This window comes from Microbacterium sp. LB12, from assembly GCF_037150835.1.
Taxonomy (GTDB): Bacteria; Actinomycetota; Actinomycetes; order Actinomycetales; family Microbacteriaceae; genus Microbacterium.
In genome coordinates, this window is the sequence record NZ_JBBCPF010000008.1 from 43,598 (window position 1) to 66,320 (window position 22,723).

At 68.1% G+C, this 22,723-nt stretch carries 19 protein-coding genes and 3 pseudogenes; 10 read left to right on the forward strand and 12 right to left on the reverse strand.

Going from position 1 to position 22,723, the window contains the following annotated elements:
• Positions 1-9: 9 nt before the first annotated feature.
• The 4 genes from WFM69_RS14510 to manA all read right to left on the reverse strand — a co-directional run bounded on the left by WFM69_RS14510 (position 10) and on the right by manA (position 6,087).
• Complete coding sequence (locus tag WFM69_RS14510; protein WP_337005857.1) at positions 10-1,392, reverse strand: DUF5719 family protein; 1,383 nt, start codon at positions 1,390-1,392, stop codon at positions 10-12.
• Positions 1,389-4,388 (reverse strand): glycosyltransferase, encoded by a 3,000-nt coding sequence (locus WFM69_RS14515; RefSeq protein ID WP_337005859.1) that lies wholly within the window; start codon positions 4,386-4,388, stop codon positions 1,389-1,391. The genes WFM69_RS14510 and WFM69_RS14515 overlap by 4 nt, the downstream gene beginning before the upstream one ends.
• Before the next feature lie 82 nt (positions 4,389-4,470).
• The gene (locus tag WFM69_RS14520; protein WP_337005861.1) at positions 4,471-4,788 is read right to left on the reverse strand and encodes a WhiB family transcriptional regulator; all 318 of its coding nucleotides are present in this window, start codon (positions 4,786-4,788) and stop codon (positions 4,471-4,473) included.
• Positions 4,789-4,956: 168 nt separating this feature from the next.
• Positions 4,957-6,087, reverse strand: a complete 1,131-nt coding sequence (gene manA / locus WFM69_RS14525) for a mannose-6-phosphate isomerase, class I (protein ID WP_337005863.1) — start codon at positions 6,085-6,087, stop codon at positions 4,957-4,959.
• 68 nt (positions 6,088-6,155) lie between these two features.
• Here manA and WFM69_RS14530 point away from each other — a divergent pair, with 68 nt between their 5' ends.
• Both WFM69_RS14530 and WFM69_RS14535 read left to right on the forward strand, forming a co-directional pair.
• Positions 6,156-7,571: an O-antigen ligase family protein gene (locus WFM69_RS14530; protein ID WP_337005865.1), complete on the forward strand. Its 1,416-nt coding sequence runs from the start codon at positions 6,156-6,158 to the stop codon at positions 7,569-7,571.
• Complete coding sequence (locus tag WFM69_RS14535) at positions 7,568-8,866, forward strand: O-antigen ligase family protein (protein WP_337005867.1); 1,299 nt, start codon at positions 7,568-7,570, stop codon at positions 8,864-8,866. The genes WFM69_RS14530 and WFM69_RS14535 overlap by 4 nt, the downstream gene beginning before the upstream one ends.
• 13 nt (positions 8,867-8,879) lie before the next feature.
• On the opposite strand, the gene galE is transcribed toward WFM69_RS14535, so the two are convergent.
• Positions 8,880-9,869: a UDP-glucose 4-epimerase GalE gene (galE, locus tag WFM69_RS14540; protein ID WP_337005869.1), complete on the reverse strand. Its 990-nt coding sequence runs from the start codon at positions 9,867-9,869 to the stop codon at positions 8,880-8,882.
• 175 nt (positions 9,870-10,044) lie between these two features.
• Between galE and WFM69_RS14545 the strand changes: the two genes are divergently transcribed.
• Positions 10,045-11,010: a glycosyltransferase family 2 protein gene (locus WFM69_RS14545; protein ID WP_337005871.1), complete on the forward strand. Its 966-nt coding sequence runs from the start codon at positions 10,045-10,047 to the stop codon at positions 11,008-11,010.
• Positions 11,010-11,585, forward strand: coding sequence for a hypothetical protein (locus tag WFM69_RS14550; RefSeq protein ID WP_337005873.1), 576 nt, complete (start codon positions 11,010-11,012; stop codon positions 11,583-11,585). Before WFM69_RS14545 ends, WFM69_RS14550 begins: the two co-directional genes overlap by 1 nt.
• Positions 11,586-11,615: 30 nt before the next feature.
• Here the strand turns inward: WFM69_RS14550 and WFM69_RS14555 are convergent, their stop codons facing one another.
• Positions 11,616-12,350: an ABC transporter ATP-binding protein gene (locus tag WFM69_RS14555; protein WP_337005875.1), complete on the reverse strand. Its 735-nt coding sequence runs from the start codon at positions 12,348-12,350 to the stop codon at positions 11,616-11,618.
• Positions 12,350-13,168: an ABC transporter permease gene (locus WFM69_RS14560; protein ID WP_337005877.1), complete on the reverse strand. Its 819-nt coding sequence runs from the start codon at positions 13,166-13,168 to the stop codon at positions 12,350-12,352. The genes WFM69_RS14555 and WFM69_RS14560 overlap by 1 nt, the downstream gene beginning before the upstream one ends.
• Positions 13,169-13,248: 80 nt before the next feature.
• Here WFM69_RS14560 and WFM69_RS14565 point away from each other — a divergent pair, with 80 nt between their 5' ends.
• From WFM69_RS14565 to WFM69_RS19430, 6 genes and pseudogenes are all read left to right on the forward strand, one after another.
• Entirely contained in the window at positions 13,249-14,364 is a 1,116-nt protein-coding gene (locus tag WFM69_RS14565; RefSeq protein ID WP_337005880.1) for a DegT/DnrJ/EryC1/StrS family aminotransferase, read from the forward strand.
• A complete protein-coding gene (locus WFM69_RS14570; RefSeq protein WP_337005882.1) occupies positions 14,361-15,290 on the forward strand; it encodes a glycosyltransferase family 2 protein in 930 nt (309 codons plus the stop codon). The genes WFM69_RS14565 and WFM69_RS14570 overlap by 4 nt, the downstream gene beginning before the upstream one ends.
• Entirely contained in the window at positions 15,284-15,685 is a 402-nt protein-coding gene (locus WFM69_RS14575) for a GtrA family protein (protein WP_337005884.1), read from the forward strand. Before WFM69_RS14570 ends, WFM69_RS14575 begins: the two co-directional genes overlap by 7 nt.
• Positions 15,682-15,930, forward strand: a pseudogene (locus tag WFM69_RS19420) (WxcM-like domain-containing protein); the annotation flags it as partial. The gene WFM69_RS14575 and the pseudogene WFM69_RS19420, both read left to right, overlap by 4 nt.
• Positions 15,931-16,014: 84 nt before the next feature.
• Positions 16,015-16,143: pseudogene (locus WFM69_RS19425) on the forward strand (WxcM-like domain-containing protein); the annotation flags it as partial.
• A 75-nt stretch (positions 16,144-16,218) separates the two neighbouring features.
• A pseudogene (locus WFM69_RS19430) lies at positions 16,219-16,593 on the forward strand (sugar 3,4-ketoisomerase); the annotation flags it as partial.
• Between the two features lie 55 nt (positions 16,594-16,648).
• Here WFM69_RS19430 and WFM69_RS14585 read toward each other — a convergent pair.
• From WFM69_RS14585 to WFM69_RS14605, 5 genes are read right to left on the reverse strand one after another with little or no spacing between them, the layout of a single operon-like run.
• The gene (locus WFM69_RS14585) at positions 16,649-18,784 is read right to left on the reverse strand and encodes a hypothetical protein (RefSeq protein ID WP_337005889.1); all 2,136 of its coding nucleotides are present in this window, start codon (positions 18,782-18,784) and stop codon (positions 16,649-16,651) included.
• 59 nt (positions 18,785-18,843) lie between these two features.
• Positions 18,844-19,995 carry a UDP-galactopyranose mutase gene (glf, locus tag WFM69_RS14590; protein ID WP_337005891.1) on the reverse strand — a complete coding sequence of 384 codons (1,152 nt, stop codon included), beginning with the start codon at positions 19,993-19,995 and terminating at the stop codon, positions 18,844-18,846.
• A complete protein-coding gene (locus WFM69_RS14595) occupies positions 19,976-20,980 on the reverse strand; it encodes a Gfo/Idh/MocA family oxidoreductase (RefSeq protein WP_337005893.1) in 1,005 nt (334 codons plus the stop codon). The genes glf and WFM69_RS14595 overlap by 20 nt, the downstream gene beginning before the upstream one ends.
• On the reverse strand, positions 20,980-22,077 hold the full coding sequence (locus tag WFM69_RS14600; RefSeq protein WP_337005895.1) for a DegT/DnrJ/EryC1/StrS family aminotransferase: 1,098 nt from the start codon (positions 22,075-22,077) through the stop codon (positions 20,980-20,982). Before WFM69_RS14600 ends, WFM69_RS14595 begins: the two co-directional genes overlap by 1 nt.
• Positions 22,074-22,685 (reverse strand): acyltransferase, encoded by a 612-nt coding sequence (locus WFM69_RS14605; protein WP_337005897.1) that lies wholly within the window; start codon positions 22,683-22,685, stop codon positions 22,074-22,076. The genes WFM69_RS14600 and WFM69_RS14605 overlap by 4 nt, the downstream gene beginning before the upstream one ends.
• Between the last annotated feature and the right edge of the window lie 38 nt (positions 22,686-22,723).

Genomic DNA, 22,723 nt, shown 5'->3' on the forward strand with positions numbered 1-22,723 from the left:
CGCCGCCCGTCAGGGATAGACCGTGATGGCCTTCTCCGTTGCGGCACTGGCCTGCACCGGCATCACGGCGAGCGCTCCGGGTGAGGTCATCGTCACCGCCGCGTGCACGGGAGCCGTCGTGCTCAACCGATAGGTCGCCCTGGCCTCGACCGCGATGCTGCGGGTCTCCCCCGCCGCGATCACGAGCTCCTGCGGCTGTCGCCCGTCGACCGCTTCGATGGTCACGGTCGCCTCCGCGTTCGAGGTGTTCGCCACCTGCAACCGTGCATCCGGTCCCGCCGGTACGGCGAACAACGCCTCGGTGGCGATCTCCGGCGCGGGCGTCACCCACGCGAAGTCGGAGTCGAGTCCGAAACCGTCCTGCTGTCGCGCTGCGGCGACGACCGGGGCGTCCGCCTCGACCTCGACCGTGTACTGGCCGGGGGCCAGGCCGGTCAGCGACACCTGAGTGGGCAGCGCGGCGGTGAGCGGAACCGTGAACTCGTCGGCGGTCGCGGTCTCGCCTTCCGCGTACACGCGCACCTTGGCGGTGGCGTCGGCTCCCGGTGAGAGCAGTCGCAGCACGGTCATCTCGGCATCGCCACCGGAGGGGGCGAACGCCTGCACCCCGGTGAGGACGGAGTTCTGCTGCGGACCCGCGATGCTGTCCTGCAGGTCGATGCCCGCGGGATCGAGCACCCGCACGAGAGAGGACTGGAGCGATGCGCGGACCGGCGCGCCGACCGCATTCACCTTGACGACAGGGGCGTCATGACCGCTGGCGACCGACGTGAGAGGGAGCGCGATCTGGGTCTGGCTCGGGACGACGACGGTTCGCGTGCTCCGGGTGGTGCCGTAGACCGACAGCGTCACGGTCGACGGCACGTGCGCGGCGTTGGTGAGGATCACCAGATCCTCGGTTCCGGTGTCGATGCTGCCGCCGACGAGCCAGGACTCCAGGCGAGGCGCACCACAGGGAAGCGCCGCGAAGCCCGCGAGGTCATCCGCGGCGACCGTGACGGACTCCGCTCCGGCGATCAGCGGGGCCGAGCGTCCGTCGACCGCGCCGGTGAGCACCGGCACCTGACCGGCACCCTCGAGGTCCGGTGCCGCCAGTCCCTGCGAGGAGGGGTCTCCGGATACTCCCCCGATGGTCCGGTTCGGCGAAGCCGCCGACTGCATGTCGAGCGGGGCGGACGAGTCGCGTCCGAGCGCACGCAGGTCACCGTTGCAGACGAGGATGCTGTCGCCGGGAAGGGGGGTGACCTCCACCTGCGCGGGCTCGTGTGCGATGACCGGCCAGGGCGCATGCACGGCGGTCACGACGCCGAGCACGCAGGCGGCCGCGACAGCGACGCCGGTGACGACGCGGGCGCTGGTCGCCACGACGCGGAACGTGCGTGTGCCACTCATCGGTTCTCCTCCGCGGTCGGCCGCGCGAAACGGTCTTCGTCGGTCCCCGGGGACTCCTCGTCTGACGACTCCGCGATCGGCGCCAGCGGCTCGTCCGTCAGCGCCGCCTGATCCTGGGGTTCTTCGATCGTGCCGACAGGTTGGTCGGCGAGCGGCTCGCGGTCTTCGGCGTGCCGCGGGAGGACGAGCGGCTCCTCGGGCACCCGGCCGACGATGCGCGACTGCGCGCGTGCAGCCCGACGAGAAGCGCGTGTGGGGATCGACAGCAGGAGCGCGGCGAGCACGGCGAGCAGCTGCAGCGTGACCACGAGGCGAGCGGTCCCCTGTTGGGCCGGGGTGAGCGTCGGGGGTTCCGCCGCGGCGGTCTCCAAGCGCCAGAGAACGCCGCGGTCGGTGTCTCCGGCGTGCGTCAGGCCCGCGCGCTGGTCGATCGAGGTGATCGCCTCGGTGCGGAGCGTGCGTGCCCGGTCGCCCTCTCCCCCGGCGACCTGCGCGACCAGCACGTAGCCGATGCCTTCGGCGGCGAGCTCACCCGGCGCGTCGAAGTCGCGCGAGGAGAGCAGATCGACGGCGAGCCCGGTGATGTCGGCTCCCTGCGGCTCGACGGCCGTCGAGATCATGGTCGATTGCGATCCGAGCGTCTCGCTGGCGCCCCACGCCACCTCCACCGCGAGCCCGCCGTCGTTCTGAGGGGTGAGCACGAGGGTCGCGACGGGGCGGTCGCCTGCGGCCTGAGCGGCGACGTACGCGGGAAGGGTGGAGACGGGGCCGTCCGTGAGCACGGAGCGTCCGCCGTGGAGCGCCGTGAGTGCCGGAACCGCGCAGACGGCCAGAGCCACTGCGGCGACCGTCGCCGCGACGGCACGCATGCGCGGGAGCGTGATGGCCGTGTCGAGGGTGACCAGCGCCGCACCGACGAGACCGATCCACGCCAGGCTGAGTCCGGCGCCCGGCCAGATCGCGACCGGCGTTCCCTGCGTGAAGCTGACCGAGATGCCGACAGCGAGGAAGGCGGTCGCGAAACCCGAGAGCGCGACCACGAGCAGCGTGATGCCGGCCCGCCATCGCGGGGCCACCGCAGCGCCCAGGGCGAGCAGGGCGATCGGAGCGCACAGGAGCCCCACCCACGGCGCGATGCCCACCGGCACGAACGCGAGCCAGCCGGCGAGATCGGCGGTGGGGAAACCCGTCGCGAGCGCCAGTCTTCCCGACGCGTCCGCCGCGGCTTGCGGCCCGGCCCAGATCATCCCGGGATCGCCCAGGAGCGCCAAGGGCGTGCCGTGCGTGAGCTGCCAGTACACGAGCGGCGCGAACAGGGCGATCGTCGGCACCGGCAGCCACAGCAGGCGGCCGGCCCCGCGGAACTGCGCGGTACCGAGCACGATGCCGAGCGCGATCACCCAGAGCAGCGCAAGCGCGGGTGCGAGCGAAGGAGCGCAGGCCGCCACCGCGGCGAGCAGCAGCGACGCGCTTCCGGCGGCCCCCCACGACCGGTGCGCGACGACCGCGCTGTGGAAGAGCCAGGGCAGCAGCAGGTGCACCAGTACGGCGGCCGGACGCCCCTCGACGAGAGCCGTGAGGAAAGTCGGCGCGAGCGCCCAGACGACTCCGGCGAAGATCCGCAGTCCGTTCCGATCGGTCACGCGCGTCGCGGCGAACCATCCGCCCAGAACCGCGAGCGGGAGGGCCAGCAGCCACAGGAGCACCATCGCGAACGACGGCCCCGCGGGCCACAGCGAGCCGAGCACGGCGACAACGGCGGCGAACGGATCGGCCGGGCCGACGAGTTCGACGGCGACGCCGCGGATTCCCCAGGCCGCGTCGCTCCAGAGAGCCGCGACCGTCTGCCGGAGCGGGAGCAGCGCTCCCCCGCCCAGTGCCGGCCACGCCAACAGCGATGTGAACGAGGCGATGCTCACGACCAGAGCTCCGAGGACGGCCCACGCGCCTCCTCCCGAGAAGAAGTGCAGCTCGCTGACCGCGCCGCCCTCGCTGCCGTGTCCGTCGTCCAACCGCTGTCGCAGGTCGGATGCGGTGACGCGCAGCGGCGCGATGCTCGCCCAGCTGGAGTTGCGGAAGGCGCGGATGCGGGCGCGGGATCGCGCGATTGCGCCGAAGCGGAACATCTCGGCGAGGGCAGCACCCCATTCGGGGAGCACGGCCTCCGGGCGTTTGCCGATGAGGTGCGTCACCGAACGCCAGAGGGCGAGTGGAAGGAGCGTGAGCCAGTGCAGCGGGACGACGCCCGCGGGCGCGTATGCCATCCGCCGGTGCAGCTGCGCGAGGCGAGTGACGTAGGCGCGCCGTGACCTCCCGGTCGGCAGCGCTGCGGGGCCACCGGGCGCCGCGGAGATGCGCGCGCTCGGGGCGAGCACGACGCGGCCACCGCCCAGACGAGCGCGCACGCCGAGGTCGAGGCCTTCGTCGGCGCCGGCGAGCGCCGGGTCCGGCCGCAGGTGCTCGCGGACCTCGCCGCGGATGAGGATGCCGCGCACATCGGAACCGAGTGCATCGTCGTTGCGATCGTGCTGCCCCTGGTCGAGTTCGCCTGCGGCGAGTTCGACCGAACGCCCGAGCTTGGTCATGCTGACGCCGAGGGAGACGATCTCGCGGTCGTTGTCGGTGGCGACGAGCTTCGGGGCGATGATCGCCGCGGAGGGTGAGCGCTCCAGGGTGCCCCGCAGACGCTCCAGGGCACGCGGGTGCGGGGCCGTGTCCTGGGCGAGCAGCCAGATCGCGGTGCCGTCGAGCACACGCGGGCGGGCGAGCTCGACCGCTTCGGCGAACGACGTCGTGCCGCGCGCTTCGATGATTCCCTCGACGGACTGCGCGACGGTCTCGCTCTCACGGACCGATGACGCATCGCCGCACATCACGAGCGTCACCGCCGCGGGGGGCGCGGTCTGCGCGCGGATCGCGTCGAGAGTGCGGAGGAGCTGCGCGCGGGAAGACGATCCGGGGCGCGCGACGATGATGGCGTGAACTCGGGCTGGCATGACGTCGTCAGCCTATGCGCGCGATGGTCCGCGCTGGAGCAGTGGGCGCGGCGCGCCCGCGAAGCCGTACGGCTCGGTGCGCTCAGCTCGCGCGGCGCTTGAGCTTGCGGCGCTCGCGCTCGGAGAGTCCGCCCCAGATGCCGAAGCGCTCATCGTTGTTGAGCGCGTACTCGAGGCATTCCCCGCGGACGTCGCAGGACGTGCAGATGCGCTTGGCGTCCCGCGTGGACCCGCCCTTCTCGGGGAAGAAGGCTTCCGGGTCCGTCTGAGAGCAGAGCGCGTCGCTCTGCCAGGAGAGAGCACTGTCGTCCTCGGTGTCGGGTCGCCGGACTCCGGGAACGCCGAGGTTGACCGGGTCGACGAACCAGTTCTCTGGCACATCGGAACGGTATCCCGTCATCTCGCCCTCCAAACCCTTCAAATCCGCCCCCCTGGCGGGCCGTGCTCATGACTAATTACACCCGTGTCATTCGCTCCGGTCAAGTCGCGGATCGTAAACCCTCAAGCGACTCTTTAAGGTTCTTGGAGACGTCTCGGCGTGTCGCGAGGCGTATCGACAGACCGCAGGTCAGCGACCGGGACCGGCGAGGAATGCCTCTCCGGAACCCGAGATCGTGAGGGCCGTCTCGTCGGCATCGGCGAAAGCGACCGTTCCCACCGCGAGGGCGACCTCCTCGCCTGCGGTCGAGGTGACGGTCACACCCCCAGCGGTCGCCAGCACCATCGTCGGCCCGGAGAGTTCCCGTGTGACGGGCGCGCCGCCGACCGTGATCCGTTCCAGGGCGAAGTCCGGTACCGGTACCGGGTAGTGCGTGATCGCGCCGTCGCTCGCGGGACGCAGGATCGGCACCTCTCCCGGCGCGGTGTCCAGGATCGCGAGCAGTTCAGGCACGTCGATGCGCTTGGGGGTGAGGCCGCCGCGCAGCACGTTGTCGCTCGCCGCCATGATCTCCACCCCCAGTCCTGCGAGGTACGCGTGGAGCAGCCCGGCGCGCAGGAACACGCCCTCTCCGCGCCGCAGCACAACGTGGTTCATCAGCAGCGCGACCACGACACCAGGGTCGCCCGGGTTGTTCTCCGCGACGCCGGTGATGGCTCGCAGCGTCGCTCCCCATTCGCCCGTGTCGGGGCGTGCCGCTGCCGCTGTCACCGCGGCGATGACGTCGTCGACCTCGGCCTGCGCCTGCCCTCCGAGCAGCCAGCCGATCACGTCTCGCAGCGCGTCGCCGTCCGCACCCAGTCGCGCCCTCAGCTGCACCACGCCGTCCGTGTCCTCCACGGTCTCGAGCAGCGAGAGCGTGTCGGCGACCGGCCGCAGTCCGCTCAGCGACTCGAAGCGATCGCTGAGGGCGACGATCAGCTCAGGCTTGTGGTTGTCATCGCGGTAGTTGCGCTGCGGGTCGTCGGCGGCGAGTCCACTCTCGCGGGCCCAGCCTGCCTGCGCCTGCGCGATCGTCGGATGCACCTGGATCGAGAGCGGCCGACCCGCGGCGAGCAGTTTGAGCAGGTAAGGGAGCGTGCCGCCGGTGACCTGGTCGAGAGTGCCCCCGCCTGCGACGTCGGCGGGGTCGCCGGGGTGGTCGCCGAACCAGACCTCGGCCTCCGGCGCGCCGGACGGCGAGCGCCCCTCGAGGCCGGCGAGGAGGGAGTCCGATCCCCAGGCGTAGTCGCGGGGCGTGTTGGTGAGGGTGAGCAGCATGCCCCCAGCGTAGAGCCGGGCTCGGCCATTCAGCGACGCGCGACGCACGGCGCGGTAGCCTGAACGCGATGGCCCAGTACACGAAGCATCCGGTCGCCGCTCCGCCCACCGCGCCGGAGCGCGAATCGACGGGGCATCTGATGCTGCGCGGGTACGTCATCCTCGTGCTGTTCGTCACCTTCGCCCACACGGCCGTGTACAACCTCCTGGGGCAGGACGGTGCCGCGATCACACTGGCCGTGTTCACGCTCGCGACGCTCGGCATGGGCATCCCGATGCTCGCCCGCAACCGCCCGCAGCCCTTCCGCTGGCGGCGCCTGCCCTGGACCGCGCTCGGCTACACGACCCTCGCGCTCGTCTCTGTGGCGTGGTCGCAGTGGCGCGGGCCGACGCTCATCACCTGGGTGCTGCTCGCGGCCGTCACGGTGAACGGCCTCTTCATCGCCCATGTGCTGACCTGGAACGAGATCGTCCGGGCGCTGTCGTCGGCCTTCAAATGGATCCTCGGTCTCTCGCTGGCGCTCGAACTGTGGGTCTCGCTCGTGCTGCACGGCCCGCTGCTGCCGAACTTCGTCACGCTGCCCGACGGGAAGATCGACCCGCAGTGGTACTGGGTGCGCGACAACCTGTTCGACGGGGGCCGCATCCAGGGCATCGTCGGCAACGCGAACCTCCTGGCGATCATCTCGCTGTTCGCGCTCATCACGTTCGGCGTGCTGTTCGCCGCGCGCTCGCGCTGGCGCACGACCCTCGCACTGTGGATGCTGCTCGCCGCATACTTCCTGCTGCGCACCGCGTCGGCCACCGCGTTCGTGTGCGCCGCCGCCGTCGCCGTCGTGCTGGTCGTCGCCCTGCTGATGCGACGTGCCCGCACCCCCGGCACCCGCACCCGCATCTACGTGATCGCGATCGGCGGCACCGCGGTCGTCGCTCTCGCCGTGTGGCTGCTCCGCGCCCCGCTGCTCGCACTTCTCGGCCGCACCTCCGACCTCACCGGCCGTTCGGACAAGATCTGGAGCAAGGTGCTGGAGCGAGCCGGTGAGCACCCGATCTTCGGCAACGGGTTCTCCAGTCCGTGGATCCCCACGGATCCGGCGTTCGACCACTGGATCGTCGACCACGGCATCACCGTCTTCCACGCCCACAACATGTGGCTGGACGTGCTGCTGCAGCTCGGCGTCGTCGGCGTGATCCTGATGGCGGTCGCGTACGGCACGCTGTTGTGGCGCTCGTGGTTCTTCGCCGTGGACCGGCCACGGTGGGATCTCGACGCCGCACGCCCGTACTCGCCGTTGACTCTGCTGCCCAGCCTGTTCACGATCGTCCTGCTCGTGCAGGGCTTCTCGGAATCGACGCCCATCATGCTGTGGGGCTGGATGCTCGTGGTGCTGCTGTCGTTCAAGCTCAAGTCCGTACCGCTGGTCGGCGTCGGTGAACGCGACCTTCTTTTCGAACGCGGCGCGCGCCAGCGGCGGGTGCCGTGACCTCGCCTCGCCTCCCGGCACGGCTGCTCGGTTCCGTCGAGCTGGCGCGCGCCTTCACGATCACCGCCCTCACCGCCGTCTTCGGCTCGTTCGCGATCGAGCGGATGACCTCGACCGTCACGCTCGCCACCATCATCGCGGTGCTGTGCCTGCTGGGCGCAGCGATCCTGTGGGTGCGCCGCGACGAGCTCTCCCTGCTGCGCATCGCCCCCTCCACCGTGCTGGCGTTCCTCGCCTGGGCGCTGGCCAGCGTGTTCTGGACCACGGATCGCTCAGACACCCTGTTCGGCTGGATGGCGCTGTTCGGGTACGCGTTCCTGGCGATCACGATCGGCCACATCCGTGACACGCTGCAGACCGTGCGGGCGATCGGGGACACGCTGCGCGCGCTCCTCGCCGTGTCACTCGGGGTGGAGATCCTCTCCGGCATCCTGCTGGACATCCCGTTCACGTTCCTCGGCATTCAGGGTGACCTCGCCGTCGGCGGTCCGATCCAAGGGCTGTTCGGAAGCCGCAACATGCTCGGTTTCGTCGCGGTGATCGCGCTCATCACGTTCGTGATCGAGTGGCGCACCGCGTCGGTGCACACCCCGCTCGCCGTGGTCTCGATCGGCCTGGCGACAGCCATGTCGTTCCTGTCCGCGTCGCCGACGGTGATCGTCCTCGCCGCCGCCGTCGGCATCGTGACGATCGCGCTCACGATCGTGCGACATACGGAGCCCGAGCGGCGGAATCTCGTGCAATGGCTCCTCGGGATCGTGGTGGCGCTGGCACTCACGGCGGCGTTTGCGCTGCGCCATCAGATCATCGCGTTGCTCGACGCCGGGTCGGACTTCTCGATCCGCGGCTCGCTGTGGAACACGATCCTCGATTTCGTCGCTCTGAAGCCGGTGCAGGGCTGGGGGTGGTTCGGTGGCTGGGCACGCGGCGAGTACCCCTTCACCTACATCAACTTCCAACTCGACGACCACCACCAGAGCGCTCTGAACGCATTCTTCGACGTGCTGCTCCAGCTCGGAACGGCCGGTCTGGTCCTTTTCCTGCTGCTCGGTGGCGTCGCGCTCATCCGCTCCTGGCTCGTGGCCAGTGTGCGCCGCTCCGTCGTCTACGCATGGACGCCCATCATCCTGGTGACGCTCGCCGTCGACTCGATGTTCGAGAGCTTCACGCTCGTCGGGGCGGGCTGGTTCATGCTCGTGCTGTGCGCGCTGCGCGCCGGGCAATCGCGCTCGTGGCGGGAGAACATCGATGCCGCGCACACCGGAGCGATCCCGACGCTGCGGCCGCAGGAGTAGCCGACCGCGCGCCTCAGCGCAGCGTGGGGAGCTTCTCTGCCCACGCGATCGCGTCGCGTACGCCGTCGTCCACGGAACGTTCCGTCCGCCATCCCAGCTCGGTCGCCGCGCGGTCGACCAGGGCGTAGGCACCCGCCTGGTCGCCGGGGCGACGGTCGGAGTCGATCACGGTCAGCGTCGCACCGGTCACCCGCTCGAAGGCGGCCACCAGTTCGCGGACCGTCACGCCGTCCCCCGTTCCGATGTTGATCACCCGATACGGTTCGCGGTGCGTGGCGACCTCGTCGAACCGCTGCACGGCGGCGACGTGCGCGAGCGCGAGATCCCAGACGTGGATGTAGTCGCGCAGGCCGGATCCGTCTCGGGTGGGCCAGTCGGTACCCGTGACCGAGAACGCCTCTCCCGCAGCGTGCGCCTGCATGATCTTGCCGAGAGCGTGCGTGGGCATCGGCTTCTGCAATCCCGTCCGCAGCTGCGGATCGGCGCCGATCGGATTGAAGTAACGGAGGGCGATCGCGCGGAGCTCACCACCCGCCGCCGCATCGTGCAGGATCTGTTCGACCATCGCCTTCGACGTCGCGTAGGGGCTCGACGGCGCGAGCGGGCTGTCCTCGTCCACGCCCTCGCCCGCCTCGCCCGCGTAGACGGCAGCCGAAGAGCTGAACACGATCCGAGAGATGCCCGCGGCGCGCAGGCGCTGCAGCAGGGTGATCGTCTTGCCGACGTTCGTGTCGTAGTAGCCGAGCGGATCGATGACGCTCTCCGAGACCACGATGCGCGCGGCGCAGTGCACCACCGCATCGATGTCCGGGTGGTCGGCGATCAGCCGGTCGAGGATCGCCGCGTCCGCGATGTCGCCGACATAGAGCTCGCGTCCCGCGCCGAACGCCCGGAGTCCCGTGGAGAGGTCGTCGAGGAGCACGACCTCGATCCCGGCCTCGATACACGCGGTAGCGACGGTGGACCCGATGTACCCGGCGCCGCCGGTGATCAATACCTTCATCGGGGTCAGTCTAACCGCCGCACCTCCGCGCCCCTGGTGAGCCTCTCCGCTGATCCCGAGGCGGCGGACGGTAGGCTACTCACTGCTCGTCATGTCCCGCTTCGTCTCCGATGAAGGCCCGCGGCGACGATGCCCACGATCCCCAGAACTGGCAATTGATCTCCGAGGAGAAGGTATGACCGCGGCGCCCGCTGCATTCGATCCGAAGGCGGCGACGATCGTCGTCGTCACCTTCAACCGGTCTCATCTGCTCACCGGCTTGCTCAACAGCATCACCGCGATGGACCCGAAGCCCGGACGTGTCGTGATCATCGACAACGCCTCCTCCGATGACACGACCGAGGTCGTCGAGTCGTTCCGTGACAGCATCGGCACCGAGATCGTCTACCGCCGGCTGGAGACGAACACGGGCGGCTCCGGCGGCTTCAGCGAGGGCATGCGCACCGCGTACGAGCTCGGCGCGGAGTGGATCTGGATGATGGACGACGACGTCGAGGTGCTCCCCGAGGGACTCGCGAAGATGGGCAAGTGGGCCCCGCGCTTCCGGAGCATCCAGGGCCGCCGCTACGACTACGACGGCAGCGAGTTCTACTGGCAGTACCGCATCGCGGAGCGCATGGGAATCCCGATCCCGTTCGCGCCTTCCGGCTTCGACGCGTCCGGGTTCAAGGAGATGAACAGCGGCTGCTTCGAGGGCATGTTCATCCACCGTTCGATCGTGCAGCAGATCGGCCTGCCCGATCCGCGCTTCTTCATCTACTGGGACGACCAGATGTACGGCTGGCTCGCGTCGCGCAAGACGACCGCCGTCATCGTGGACGAGTTCGTGCTGCGACGCACTCGCGAGATCAAACAGTGGGACATGGGCGTGCGTCACATGAACGCCTCCAGCAACGCCTACCGCTTCTACATCATGCGCAACCGCGCGTACATCAAGCACTACTACCGCGAGCACGACAACTACAACCCGGTCCTGTTCGGCCTGGGCACGACGATGACGTTCGCCAAGGAGCTCATCCGGCTCGTGTTCGTCGAGCGCACTATGCGCGGGACGAGCAACCTGTTCCGAGGCCTCAAGGAAGGCGGCAAGATCCGCCGCGACCGTTCCTGGCAGCCGATGGCACCGCTGGAGGCGAACTGATGAGCGAGCAGCAGCCCGAACTGCGCTGGGCGCCCATGGAGCCGAAGCCGAAGCGCACCGGTCGCGTCTGGCTCATCATCGGGCTCGTGGTCGCTGCCCTGGCCGTCATCGGGGCGCTTCTCTTCTTCCTCCTGCCGCGCAGCGACGCACCCGAAACGGGCGCGAACGGCACGCCTAGCCCGTCGACGAGTGCCTCTCCCGCGCCCACGACCACGCCCGATCTGCCCTCCACTCCGGCGACCACGCCCCCCGCGCCCGCCGATCCCACGCTCGACGCCTTCCGCGCGCAGGTGGGCGGGTGGCTCACCGACGCCCCGCGCGGCCTTGACCTCATCGCCTCCGTGGGCTCGGATGATGCGCTGCAGGTCGTCGACACCCTGGAGCAGGATGCACGACGCCTCTCTGATGCGCAGCCGCCCGCATCGATCGACACGAAGTGGCGCGAGGGTGTGGACGCCTACGCGCAGCGACTCACGGAGCTGCGCTCGGCGATCCTGGCGGAGACCAAGACCGCCGGTGCCGTCGACGCTGCTCGGAGCGCCGTGCAGAGCCTGCAGGGAATCGTCGGGCTCTGAGCCGAACGATGGCGCGCGGACGATGCGCCCTCAGGCGTTGTAGTCGGCGTTGTACCGGTCGAGGACATCGGCGATCGGTGCGTCGAGCACGAGCCCACCCCGATCGAGGTACAGGCCCCGCGTGCAGAACCGTCGGAGGTCGCGCTCGTTGTGGCTCACGAAGAACAGCGTGCGTCCCTCGGCGAGCAGCTCATCGATGCGCGTGTAGCACTTCTCGCGGAACGCCTTGTCCCCCACGGCGAGCACCTCGTCGACCAACAGGATCGGCTCATCGAGCTGCGACACGACGGAGAAGGCGAGACGCACCTTCATCCCGTTGGAGAGGTGCTTGTAGGGCGTGTCCTCGAACCCGGCGAGTTCGGCGAACTCGATGATGCCGTCGTAGCGTCGCGAGACCTCGTCGCGGGACATTCCGTGCAGGCCCGCGGTCAGCCGGACGTTCTCTCGCACGGTGAGGTCGCCGACGAACCCACCGGTGATCTCGATGAGCGGGGCGACGCCGCCGTTGACCGACACCGTGCCCTCGTCCGGCAGCAGCACCTTGGCGACCAGGCGGAGCAGAGTCGACTTCCCCTGGCCGTTGCGCCCGACGACGCCGATCGACTCTCCCTGCTGGACGGAGAACGACACGTTGCGGAGCGCCCAGAACTCCCCCGGCCGAGAACGCCGAGACGCCCCCGCGAAGAGATCCTTGAAGCTCCGGCTCCCCCGCCTGTTCCGGCGGAAGTGCACGCCCAGACCCTGCACATCGATTGCCGCGGTCATCACAGCTCCTTCAGCACGGGTCGCTCCAGGCTCCGGAACGTCCACACGCCCAGTCCGAGGATCACGAGGCTCATCACGACGCTGATCGTCAACGTGAACGGGTTCCACTGATCCGGGAAGAACGGCATGCGGTACAGCATCATGATGCCCGCGAGCGGGTTGAATGCCCCGAGGGTCTGGAAGATCCCGGGCAGGTCCGTGACGTTGTAGATGATCGGCGTCGCGTAGAACATCGCCCGCAGGATGAGCGCCGTCGTGCGCTCGAGGTCGACGAACAGGACGCAGAGCGGGGCGATCAGCAGACCCAGACCGACCAGCAGGATCGTCTGCAGGATCATCGCCACCGGCATCCACAGGATGCCCCACCCGACGTGCACCGTCCTGCCCGGATCGAGCTCCACGAACAGGTTGACCACGATGAACAGCACGAGCACCGGGAGGGAGAACAGGTATTCCATCCCCTTGCTCAGCACGATGCGGTTCACCCAGATCGAGCGTGGGATCGCGGTCGACCGGACGAGCCTGGCGTCCTTCTTGAAAGCACGGGTGAAGTCCGAGACCGAGGAGTTGAACCAGACCCACGGCAGCAGCGCACTGATGAGGAAGATGATGTACGGCTCCTCGCCGACATCGCGATTGAAGACCTGCGTGAAGACGAACCAGTAGATCCCACTCATCACGAGCGGATCGAGCACCGACCACAGATAGCCGAGGAGGCTGGTCGAGTATCGGACTTTCAGGTCACGAGCCGACAGCAGCCACAACGAATGCAGATATCGCCGGGGCGTCCCGGGCGCCCCGACAGCAGCGTGACTCACGAGTCGAGTCTACGAGAGAGTCCCGTTCTGCTCGGACAGCGCGCGGACCATAGACTCGTACTTCAACCGACAGGACCTTCATGACCTCCACACCAGGCGTTCCCCTAAATGACCTCTCCCGCGGTTTGACGCGCGATCGAGCGGCGATGCTCGACGCGACGGCGGCGGTGATCGATTCCGGCTACGCGGTCCTCGGCGCGCAGCACATGGCCTTCGAACAGGAGCTTGCCGCCTACCTCGGTGCGATGGATGCGGTCGGGGTGGCGAGCGGCACCGACGCCCTCGAGTTGGCGATCAAGGCAGTCATGCCGGATGGACGAGCTGTCGTGCTCACTGCTGCGAACGCGGGCGCCTACACCTCCACGGCGACCGTTCGCGCGGGATTCACCCCGCGCTACGCGGATGTGGACGCGGAGACGCTGTGCCTGAACGCGGAAACGATCCGCGCTGCTCTGACCGACGACGTGGGAGTCGTGGTCGTCACACACCTCTACGGATATCTCGGAGACATGGCCGCGATCCGCGCACTGTGCGACGAGCGCGGCGTGGCGCTGGTCGAGGACTGTGCACAGGCGATCGGCGCGACTCGCCCCGAGGGCCGGGCCGCGACCTTCGGAGACGCCGCGACCTTCAGTTTCTACCCGACCAAGAACCTCGGCGCGGTCGGCGACGGCGGCGCCGTCATCCCAGGTTCCGAAGAGACAGCGGCCCGCCTACGGCAACTACGACAATACGGCTGGGACGGCAAGTACAACGCCGTGCTTCCTGGCGGCACGAACTCCCGTCTGGACGAGCTGCAGGCGGCCTTCCTCCGCGTGCGCCTCCCCCTCGTCGACGGGTTCAACCAACGGCGCCGCGAAATCATCTCGGCGTACCGGCACGCCACAGCACACATCGACCCCGCTCTGCTGACGGTACTTCCGGCCGACACCGCCGACCACGCGGGGCACCTCGCGATTGGCCGCAGCGCCCGTCGGGACGATGTCAGGGCGCAACTGACGGCACAAGGCATCGCGACCGACGTCCACTTCCCGCTTCCCGACTACGAGCAGCCCGCGTTCGCCCGCTTCGCTCCCGAAATCCCGCTCACTGTGACCGAGAGCGCCTGTCGCGAGATCCTGAGTCTTCCGCTGTTCCCCGAGCTGCGCGACGACGAAGTCGAGAGGGTCGTCGCCGCGATCAGGGGGCTGCGGTGACGGACTTCTCCATTGTCATCCCGGTGTACGGCAATGAGGAGAACATCCCCTCCCTCGTCGCACGTCTCACCGAGATCATGCCGGAACTTCCCGCCGAGACCGAGGTGGTCTTCGTGGTCGACGGTTCTCCCGATCGTTCTTACGATGCGCTCGCGGCCGCGTTACCAGAGGCGGCGTTCCGGTCGCAGCTGCTGCAGCACTCCCGCAACTTCGGTTCGTTCGCGGCCATTCGCACCGGCCTCGCGGCAGCGAAGGGCTCAGCGATCGGCGTCATGGCCGCGGACCTCCAGGAGCCGGCTGAACTCATGGTCGAGTTCCAGAGGGCTCTGGCCTCCGGAAGCGTAGACGTCGCGGTCGGCCGCCGCGTCGCCCGCGACGATCCGGCACTGTCGAGCTTGAGCTCGCGTACTTTCTGGGGCCTCTATCGACGCACCATCGCGCGCGAGATGCCACCCGGTGGAGTCGACGTCTTCGGGTGCACCAAAGCCGTGGCGCTCGAGCTGGTCGCGATGAACGAGGCGAACTCGAGCCTCGTCGCGCAGCTGTACTGGGTCGGTTTCCGTCGCGTGGAGATACCCTACGGACGCCAACGACGCGAGCACGGCACGAGCAGCTGGACCCTCCGCAAGCGCGTGAAGTACCTACTCGACAGCGTCTTCTCGTTCACGAACCTGCCCTTGGACCTGCTGCTGCTGACAGGCATGTTCGGATCGGTCGTCGTGCTCGCCGTCGCCGTCGTGATCCTCTGCTTCTATCTCGCCGGCGGGATCACCGAGCCGGGTTACGCCCCGTTGATGCTCACCATCCTCTTCTCGACGTTCCTCACCATCACCTCGATCGGGATCGTCGGTGCCTACGTGTGGCGCATCTTCGACAACACCAAGCAGCGCCCCTCGTCGATCGTCATGAGCCACGAGCAATGGTGAACGAGGACGCGCGCACGACCCGCGCGGCCGCGTGGCGGTTCCTCATCGTCGGCGGCGCGAACACTCTCGCTACCACCGCACTGCTGATCGGACTCAGCTACCTGATGCCAGGATGGCTCGCCTTCACCCTGGCGTTCATGATCGGTCTGGTGTTCTCGACAGTCTTCGCCGCCCGGTGGGTGTTCACGAGCAACGGATCGCGCCGGGCTGCCCTCGTCTACGCCCTCTGCTACCTCGTCATCTATCTCGTCGGACTGGTGGTGATCGCGATCATCCGCTCCTTCGACGGTCCCGAGTTCCTCAACGGATTGAGCGTGCTGGTGACGGCGCCTCTCGGCTTCGTCGCGGGCCGGATAGTATTTCGTGAGCGCCGACGCGAGGAGCCTTCTGCATGACTGATGACGCTGACTACTTCGTTCACCCCCAGGGCATCTGCGAAAGCACGCAAATCGGGGCACGAACCCGGGTCTGGGCGTTCTCACACGTCCTTCCCGGAGCCGTGATCGGTGAAGACGTCAACATCAACGATCATGTCTTCGTCGAGAACGACGTCATGATCGGCGATCGGGTCACCCTCAAGTCCGGCGTCCAGGTGTGGGACGGCGTTCGCCTCGGCGACGACGTCTTCATCGGACCGAACGCCACGTTCACCAACGATCCCTTCCCACGCAGCAAGCAGTACCCCGAGGCGTTCACGCAGACCGTGATCGAAGACGGGGCTTCTATCGGCGGCGGGGCCGTGATCCTGCCCGGCATCCGTGTCGGCCGTCGTGCGATGATCGGCGCGGGTGCCGTCGTCACGAAGGATGTCCCGCCGTACGCGATCGTTGTCGGAAACCCCGCGCGGATCATCGGATATGCCGAGACGGAGACGCCGACCGCAGCGCGGACCGAATCCTCGACGAGCCCCGAAGGCATCACGGCTTTGCGCACCGTGAGTGACATCCGGGGAGACCTGCTCCCCATCGATCTGCCGGACGACCTCCCGTTCGCACCGCTGCGCGTCTTCTTCGTACACGGCGTGCCCTCGAAGGAAGTACGCGGCGAGCATGCACACCGCCAGTGCGAACAGTTCCTCATCTGCCTCACGGGCAGCGTCTCCTGCATCGTCGATGACGGCACCACGCGCCACGAGTACGTCCTCGACGATCCGTCGATGGGACTGCACATGCCGGCGATGACGTGGGGCACGCAATACGACTACAGCCCCGACGCCGTGCTCGTCGTGTTCGCGTCGCGTCCCTATGAGGACCAGGACTACATACGCGACTACGAGGAGTTCCGAGCGCTGACACGGCCCTGAGGACCGAGCTGACCTCAGGACGTCCTGAAGCCCACATCCCGCGCGGCGAGACGGCTCAGACCGTCTGGCTGACGCGCGTCATCTGTGCAGACCCGTATTCCTGGGCACGGACGGCGATGCCACCGAGCTTCCAGATCGTAGGCAGAGTCGCCCGCAGGCGAGTATCGGTCCCTCCCACGGTGTCGGCGGTCCTCACGGAAAGCTCCCCCGTACGCCGCTGGGCACCGAATGCCATCTCCTCGAACCACAGCGCACCGGGCTCGCGCGAGATGTCGGCCAGTGCCCGAGCATCAGCGCCGTCGAGAACCAGCGCCCGCACGTCACCCCTACCCTCCAAGGAGAGCAGTGCACGACGGAGCGCATTCACGACGCCTCCGCCCGTGGCCGAGCGAACGACTGCGGATCGCCCACCCTCCGGATCGATCACGAGGAGCCCCGCGTCGCTGGCGGACCGCAGGACTGCGACGCGTGCCCCTGCGGTGGCCAGGACACCTTCGCGCAACCGCCCGCCGACACCCGCGGCGCGGGAGGCCACCACGCGGACCCTGGCATCGTCGAGCAGGTCTATGGGCACGGCGGTCCCCGTGCTCACGACGACGACGATCTCATCGACCTCGGCACCGAGTGAACTGATCGAACTCCGCGCATCGGAGGCGGTGCCCGCGGCGTCGATCACGATGCTCGTGCCGGTCCCGGTCTCAGCGGACCGCGGATCGCGAGTCGCAGTACGCTGCCTCTCGCGGTCGCGCACGCGTGCCGGCCACGATGAGACAGCCCAGACGATGATGCCGAGCGAGACGGCTGCCAGGACGCCGAGAGACGCAGCCAGCTCGGAGTAGTAGTAGAGCATAGGCATCACCAGCACGGCCGGGACGAGTCCGATCGCGACGGTTGGCAACGCGATCGCCAGCACACGGCCGATCCGGACAGGCGGCCGCGCTCGGACGGTCAACCCGACTGAGAACCCGACGATGATGAAAAGGAGCAGCCCGCCGAAGTGCTGAGTGACGTAGATCAGTTTCTTCACGTAGAGCTTGACCGCTCCGAGAGGATCGGCGAGAACCTTCTCGAAGTACAGGTCTTTGAGGATCTCGTCGTACTCCGTGCTCGCCACCACGACGTCCGGGTCGACCTCCTGCGCCTTCTCCCACCCGAACTGGTCCGACCAGAGCACCCCAAAACGCGACTCCTGTCCGTTGAGCGGTTGCGGGTAGGACAGCCCGAGATACAGCGAGTGCCACGCTGTGTGCGCATCGGGCACGTCGGACATCTGCTGGTTCGCAGCTTCGGCTCGAGGTCCATTGATCGCCGACATCACTCCGTTCTGAATCACGGTCGCGAGCAGGATCGTCGCCACGATGCTGCCGAGCGCGGCAACCCACTTCCATCGACCGCGGACGTGGATCCACCACAGCACGCCGACCGCGGCGGCCACCCCCATACCGGAGAGGGAACGGGACATGTTGCCCGACGCCGCGAGCACCGCGAAACCGACCGTCACGGCGATCAGGGCGACGGTGCTCAGCCGGAACGAACTGGCGAGGACGACCAGAGACAACGACAGGAAAGCCAGTGATGCGGCCGTCCCGTAGAGCGAGTACACCGGCAGTGTACTGATCTGGTCGGAGAGCCCATACTCCGTGCCAGCCAGCGTCGCTCCATGGTTGAACAGCCACATGGCGAGCGGGAGCAGCACCATGGCGAATCCCGCACGTGCTCTGCCGACAACGCGAGCGACGGCCAGCGGCAACCAGATGAGCGGGATCCCGACGAGCAGCGCCTGCGCGAGGGTGAGGCCGGGGTAGGGAGACTCGGAGCCTGTCACGTGGCTCATCAGACTCGCAATGATGTAAGAACCCGGGTCGTCGTCCCACGTCGCGAAGGTCAACGGACCGTTCGTCGGCCCTTGGACACTGTTCGACCCCGAGCCCGACTCCTTCACGAGGAGCGTACCGGTCTCGCGGTAGGCGTCGTAGGTCGCCTGCAGTTCCAGGCCGCGGGTCCCGTGCCACGCCAAGTTCGGCATAGCCATCACGGTCGCGAAGCCGATCGCGCCCATCAGAAGCCCCACGAGCAGCAGCAGCCCGGTCGTTCGGCGGGGCCACAACCGGTTCGACGATCGTCGCGCATCCCCCGAGGAGAGCTGATCCGATTCCGGGCGCGCCGGGAGGGCGGACGTGGGGGAAGCCATGTCACCGATCCTACAGATCGTTCGTGATGGACTCCGTGATACGAGATCTCAGCAGCTGATCACGCGAAGGTGTTGTTCCACATGGAGAGCGCCGAGCCGATCGCCATGTGCATGTCCAGGTACTGATAGGTGCCCAGCCGTCCGCCGAAGTGCACGTCCGCCTCACCCTTGGCGAGTTCGCGATAGGCCAGCAGACCACCGCGGTCGGCGGCGGTGTTCACCGGGTAGTACGGCTCGTCCTCCCGGTCCGCGAAACGAGAGAACTCCCGCATGATGACGGTGCGGTTCGAGTCGTACACGTCCTTGCGCTCCGGGTGGAAGTGCTTGAACTCGTGGATCCGCGTGTACGGCACGTCCATGTCCGGGTAGTTCATCACGCTCGTGCCCTGGAAGTCGCCGACGTCGAGCACCTCTTGCTCGAAGTCCAGCGTCCGCCAGCTCAACGCACCTTCCGCGTAATCGAAGTAGCGATCGACGGGGCCGGTGTAGACGATCGGCAGTTGACCGACCGTCGCCTCCCGGTTGAAAGGTTGGGACTCGTCGAAGAAGTCGACGTCGAGCCGCACCTCGATGTTGGGGTGGTCGGCCATGCGCTCGAGCCAGGCGGTGTAGCCGTCCGTGGGCAGGCCCTCCCACGTGTCGTTGAAGTACCTGTTGTCGTAGGTGTAGCGCACCGGGAGACGGCTGATGATGTCGCCCGACAACTTCTGCGGGTCGGTCTGCCACTGCTTCGCGGTGTAGTCGCGGAAGAACGCCTCGAACAGCGGACGGCCGACGAGCGCGATGCCCTTCTCCTCGAAGTTCGCCGCGGTCTTCACGTCGAACTCCCCTGCCTGCTCCCGCACCAGGGCGCGCGCCTGGTCGGGTGTGTACGCAGATTGGAAGAACTGGTTGATCGTGCCCAGGTTCACGGGCATCGGGAAGACCGTGCCCTTGTGGGTCGTGTAGACGCGATGCACGTAGTTCGTGAACGACGTGAAGCGGTTGACGTACTCCCACACGGTCGGGTTCGACGTGTGGAACAGGTGCGCACCGTAGCGATGCACCTCGATGCCCGTCTCGGGCTCGGCTTCGCTGTAGGCGTTGCCGCCGAGGTGGTGTCGGCGATCGATGACGGTGACCTTGCGGCCGGCCTGCGCGGCACGCTCGGCGATCGTGAGGCCGAAGAAGCCCGATCCGACGACGAGGAGGTCAGTGCGCTGCGCGTCCAATGTTCACCAGCTTCCCTCCGTCGCGTGCCGACTCGAGCGCGGACTCGACGACCTCGAGGGTGTGCACGGCTTCACTCATGGTGGACAACTCGCTGGGCTGGCCGAGCACCGCGTCGCGGAATGCCTCGAGTTCGGCGCGCAGCGGCTCCCGCTTCGCGAACGCGAACCGGGTCATGTCGCCTTCGGACACACCTCGGAACGTCGAAACGGAGTCCCATTCGAGCAACTCGGTGCCGTTCGCGTGGAACGTCAGATCACCCGTCGCCGTGTCGGCGACGAAGGTGCCGCGCTCGCCCGTGACGACCGTGACGCGCTCCTTCATGGGGCTGAGCCAGTTGATCAGATGGTTCGTGATGATCCCGCTCTCGAGGCGTCCGGTCATCGCGATCATGTCCTCGAACTCGCGGCCGCTCTTGAACGCGGTCTGCGCGCTGATCGACGAGTAGAAGGACTGGGCGACCCACGCCGTCAGATCGATGTCGTGCGTGCCGAGATCCTTCGCGACGCCCACGTCACCGATACGGGCGGGGAATGTACTCTGTCGACGAGTGGCGATCTGGTAGACCGCCCCGGCGTCTCCCTCGGCGAGTCTGCTGCGCAGCTGCTGCAGCGCGGGGTTGAAGCGCTCCACATGCCCGACCGCACCGACGAGGCCCTTCTGCTCGAAGCACTCGCTCACCCGGTGCCCGGACCCGCTGTCGTCGGCGATCGGCTTCTCGACCAGCGTATGTACGCCCGCGTCTGCCAGCGCGAGTGCTGCTTCCGCATGGAACCGCGTCGGGATGGCGACCACGGCGATGTCGATGCGTGCGGCGATCAGCTCCTCGACGTTCGCGAGAAGAGGCACTCCACCCGCGACGCGATGCGGATCACCTCCCGGATCAGCGACCGCGACGAGTTCGACGCCGTCGATGTCGCGAAGAATCCGTGCGTGGTGCCGCCCCATCGAGCCCACACCGAGCAGACCCGCCCTCAGTGCCGCCATCAGCTACCGGCCCCGGCGAGCTTGTTCACCGCAGTGACGATTCGGTCGAGATCGGCGTCCGAGAGCGACGGGTGCACCGGAAGCGACATCGCCTCACGTGCCGCGCGCTCCGTCTGCGGAAGCTCGAGGCCCGGCGCATACTGCCGGAGCGACGGGAGCCGGTGGTTCGGGATCGGGTAATACACGCCACTGCCGATCGCGTACTCCTCCTTGAGCGCCGCGACCAGTCCATCGCGGTCATCCTCGACCCGGATCGTGTACTGGTGGTAGACGTGCCTGGCACCTGCAGCCACGGGAGGCACGGCGACGCCGGCGAGGTTGGCGTCGAGGAAGGCGGCGTTCGCGCGACGCTTCTCGGTCCAGGCGTCCACCTTCGTCAGCTGGACCCGCCCGATAGCGGCGTGGATGTCGGTCATGCGAGCGTTGTAGCCGATGACCTCGTTCTCGTACTGACGCTCCATGCCCTGGTTGCGCAGCAGGCGCACCCGTCGTGCGGTCTCCTCGTCGGCAGTGACGACCATTCCACCCTCGCCGCTGGTCATGTTCTTCGTCGGGTAGAGCGAGAACATCGTCATCGTTCCGAAAGTACCCACCGGGCGTCCGTTCAACGCGGCACCGTGCGCCTGCGCTGCATCCTCGTACAGCGCGATCCCGTGCTTGGTTGCGATGTCGCCGAGATCGGTCATCCGCGCCGGGTGACCGTAGAGGTGAACGGGGAGGATACCGCGAGTGCGCGCAGTGACGGCAGCATCGACCGCCGCTGGGTCCAGCGTGAACGTCTCGGGCTCGATGTCCACGAACACCGGGGTGGCTCCGGTGAGGGCGACGGCGTTCGCGGTCGCAGCGAACGTGAAGGACGGGACGATGACCTCGTCGCCGGGTCCCACTCCCGCAGCGAGCAATCCGAGGTGCAGACCGGAAGTCCCGGAGTTGACCGCGATGACCGGAAGCCCCTCGACGAAGTGGTCGGCGAACTCCTTCTCGAACGCCGCGACCTCCGGGCCCTGAGCGACCATGCCGCTGCGAAGCACGCGGTCGACGGCCGCTCGTTCCTCGTCGCCGATCAGCGGCCTGGCCGCCGGAATGAATTCCGTCATTGTTCCTCCAATGCGAGAACGCCGTCTGTTTCGAGATAGCGGGAGCCGGTCGTCGGGCATACCCAGACACCGGGTTCGGATTCCGTCAGCGGTACGCCCGCCTTGCCCACCCATCCGATCCGGCGCGCCGGCACTCCGACGACGAGCGCGAACGGGGGAACGTCCTTCACGACGACTGCTCCGGCGGCCACTGTCGCCCACGCGCCGATGGTCACGGGCGCGACGCAGGTTGCTCGCGCACCGATGGAAGCGCCGTCACCGATGACGACGCCGACGGGCTCCCAGTCGTGTGCGGACTTCAACTGTCCGTCCGGGGTCACCGCCCGGGGGTAGGTGTCGTTCGTGAGGACCACTGCGGGGCCGACGAACACGCCGGCGCCGAGAACGGCCGGCTCGTAGACGAGCGCATAGTTCTGCACCTTGCAGTTGTCGCCCATCCGCACGCCGGTGCCGATGTACGCGCCACGTCCGATGATGCAGTTCTCGCCGAGGACGGCGCTCTCCCGTACCTGGGCGAGATGCCAGACAGAGCTTCCGCTGCCGATGGTCGCATCCGGTGAGACATCGGCGCTCGCGGCGATCCGAGTCTCGGCGCCTGCGGGCGCCACGGCATCAGCGTTCTGGGAGGGCGTCACAACGAAGAAGC

Coding starts and splice junctions, on each gene's coding strand:
- WFM69_RS14510 (WP_337005857.1), bottom strand. CDS start 1,392: ATGAGTGGCACACGCACGTTCCGCGTCGTGGCGACCAGCGCCCGCGTC.
- WFM69_RS14515 (WP_337005859.1), bottom strand. CDS start 4,388: ATGCCAGCCCGAGTTCACGCCATCATCGTCGCGCGCCCCGGATCGTCT.
- WFM69_RS14520 (WP_337005861.1), bottom strand. CDS start 4,788: ATGACGGGATACCGTTCCGATGTGCCAGAGAACTGGTTCGTCGACCCG.
- manA (WP_337005863.1), bottom strand. CDS start 6,087: ATGCTGCTCACCCTCACCAACACGCCCCGCGACTACGCCTGGGGATCG.
- WFM69_RS14530 (WP_337005865.1), top strand. CDS start 6,156: ATGGCCCAGTACACGAAGCATCCGGTCGCCGCTCCGCCCACCGCGCCG.
- galE (WP_337005869.1), bottom strand. CDS start 9,869: ATGAAGGTATTGATCACCGGCGGCGCCGGGTACATCGGGTCCACCGTC.
- WFM69_RS14545 (WP_337005871.1), top strand. CDS start 10,045: ATGACCGCGGCGCCCGCTGCATTCGATCCGAAGGCGGCGACGATCGTC.
- WFM69_RS14550 (WP_337005873.1), top strand. CDS start 11,010: ATGAGCGAGCAGCAGCCCGAACTGCGCTGGGCGCCCATGGAGCCGAAG.
- WFM69_RS14555 (WP_337005875.1), bottom strand. CDS start 12,350: ATGACCGCGGCAATCGATGTGCAGGGTCTGGGCGTGCACTTCCGCCGG.
- WFM69_RS14565 (WP_337005880.1), top strand. CDS start 13,249: ATGACCTCCACACCAGGCGTTCCCCTAAATGACCTCTCCCGCGGTTTG.
- WFM69_RS14575 (WP_337005884.1), top strand. CDS start 15,284: ATGGTGAACGAGGACGCGCGCACGACCCGCGCGGCCGCGTGGCGGTTC.
- WFM69_RS14585 (WP_337005889.1), bottom strand. CDS start 18,784: ATGGCTTCCCCCACGTCCGCCCTCCCGGCGCGCCCGGAATCGGATCAG.
- WFM69_RS14595 (WP_337005893.1), bottom strand. CDS start 20,980: ATGGCGGCACTGAGGGCGGGTCTGCTCGGTGTGGGCTCGATGGGGCGG.
- WFM69_RS14600 (WP_337005895.1), bottom strand. CDS start 22,077: ATGACGGAATTCATTCCGGCGGCCAGGCCGCTGATCGGCGACGAGGAA.